Consider the following 270-nt stretch of genomic DNA (forward strand, 5'->3'; position numbering starts at 1 on the left):
GGTTGCGGTTCCGGACGAGCTGGCGGACTATGAAATTCATCCTTCCTTCCTGGAAGCATTGAAGGAACTGAAGCCCGATCTCGCCTGCGTCGCCACCTATTCGGAAAGCCATGCGGATTATGCCGTCGCCGCGATGGAGCAGGGTGCGCATGTGTTCGTGGAAAAGCCGCTTGCAACGACGGTCGAAGATGCGCGCCGTGTGATCGACTGCGCGCGGGCCAACGGGCGCAAGCTCGTCATCGGCTATATCCTGCGCCATCATCCATCCTG

Annotated in this window: 1 protein-coding gene; it reads left to right on the top strand. The window is 60.0% G+C overall.

Annotated features, from left to right (window positions below):
• Positions 1-270: Gfo/Idh/MocA family protein (locus R0J92_RS23215; protein WP_411053408.1), on the top strand; the 270-nt coding region annotated here is incomplete at both ends.

The sequence above is a fragment of the Tritonibacter sp. SIMBA_163 genome (assembly GCF_046535935.1).
Lineage (GTDB): Bacteria > Pseudomonadota > Alphaproteobacteria > Rhodobacterales > Rhodobacteraceae > Epibacterium > Epibacterium scottomollicae.